The 1,876-nt window shown below is 62.8% G+C and carries 1 pseudogene; it reads left to right on the top strand.

Annotated features, from left to right (window positions below):
• Positions 1-945 precede the first annotated feature (945 nt).
• Positions 946-1,518 (top strand): annotated as a pseudogene (locus ACIP98_RS42370) (carotenoid oxygenase family protein).
• The last annotated feature ends 358 nt before the right edge of the window (positions 1,519-1,876 follow it).

Raw genomic sequence — 1,876 nt, forward strand, 5'->3', positions numbered from 1 at the left:
TATCACGATCAAGGTCGGCCCGTCCCACAAGTGATCACGCATCGCTCGAAATGACCTGATCGGCCCCCGTCCCCTGGTGGACGGGGGCCGATCCGATCAGTGCTCTGCCCTATCTGATGTATTGCCAGTTGGGGACTCGGCCGACGGGTGGTTTGCCGTTCGGGGCGGTGAGGCCCTTGATCCCGGATGATCCCGGTCTTGGATTTGCCTTCGGTTGTCCCGCGCGCGACGCAGGCACGCGTGCAGGTTTCACAGGCCATCCGGTCGGCGAGCGACCCCGCAAAGGTTGGCGAAGTCGGACTCGGACCGTAGCCGCTCGGTATTGTTGCCAACCAAGTCTGCGGCGGGCTCCGTTGTCGGTCGCAACTCGTTCGACGGCGATTCCTGCAGCGCGCGGACCTTGATGATCTGGTGCTGCAGGTCGGGAGCCTGCTTGGGCTGTACTGCGCGGGCGAGGATTGCTCGGTCATGCCTCCCTTGCCAGAGCCCGACAGCAGTCGGCCCTTCGTTGAGCCGTGGTCGGTGGGATCTGGAACCGTTTGGTGGCCTGGCAGGCGGCCGCCCATCCCCGACGATACAGCGGGCCAGGCGCAACGTCTGGTCTCGGTAAGGGGCGTCTTACGGTGTGCTACGCGAGCCTTTCCGATCGCCGGTGCAGATCTCGCAATCCGCGGCAGGCCAGGAGCCCCTGTTTATTTCAAAATGCCTCAATCGAAACCTGCATCACCCGACCGCGGCCTTCCCGGACAGAACACCTAGATTCTCCGGCAGATCATTGTGCGGTGGCCCAGCCAGGGCAGGAATGGATCAAGCCATCAAAGGCCGTCTGCCTACCGTTCAATCACTTTCTTCCCCACCCATTAGGCTTTTCGATAAACCTGCAATCTCCCGCCAGAATCCAATGATCATTCGCTCAAACCGTAGCCCCACATCGAGCGTTGCGCGCTGCGGTACACCCATCCCCAATTCGTCGGGCGCCAGGAGGCGCTCGTATTCAGCGTCGACCCGGGCTCCCATCACTGGTTCAACGGAGCGGGAATGGTGCACGGTCTCCGACTCCGGGAGGGCAGGGCTGAGTGGTACCGAAGCCGTTTTGTCTAAAGCGAGCTCGGCGCGCCTAATACGAATGTCGCCAGTCGCGCCGGACGTATCCTCGCCCTTATCGAAGCAGGAAAGCCGCCAGTGGACATCAGCCCCGATTTCGCCCGGATGGCGGTCTGGGACTGTGACGGAGCGCTCAACCGCGGCTTCACAGCCCATCCAAAGATCGACCCCGGAACCGGCGACATGCACGCCATTACCTACAATCCACGCTTCAGCTCCGTCCGGTACGTGGTGCTCGACACGGACGGCAAGGCTAATCACACCAGCGACATCGAAATCGCCGACGGCCCGATGATCCATGATATGGCACTGCCGGAAACCCGCGTCGTGGTATTCTACCTCCCCGTCACTCATGCCGCGGCCAAGCGTCTGGCCCAATCCGGCGGACCCACGACCAGGCTCCCTCTCACCTGAGAAGCCGTTTCTCTATCGATCATGGTGAGCATCGGTTCGAGTGTGGCGACTCGGTCGGGTGATCTTCCGAATGTCCGTGCATGAGGGTAGGGCCTCCTGCACAGCTCATGGGTGTCGAATCCAAGTGAGCAACAGGAGGCCCTGTGCCGCAGTCTTGCGTTCCGGTAGCGGCAGAGTCCAACTCGCTTCCTCTGTCGTGTGACTGTCTCGCGCACCGGTTCGGGAACGCCGCGGATCGCCCGCACAGGAGGCCGAAGTATCCCTCCGACATGACGGACACCGAGTGGGCGGCGATGCGCGAGCTGCTGCCGGTTCCGGCGTGGATCGAGGGCCGGGGCGGGCAGCCGGAGGGCTACTG

The organism is Streptomyces sp. NPDC088354, from assembly GCF_044753585.1.
GTDB lineage: Bacteria > Actinomycetota > Actinomycetes > Streptomycetales > Streptomycetaceae > Actinacidiphila.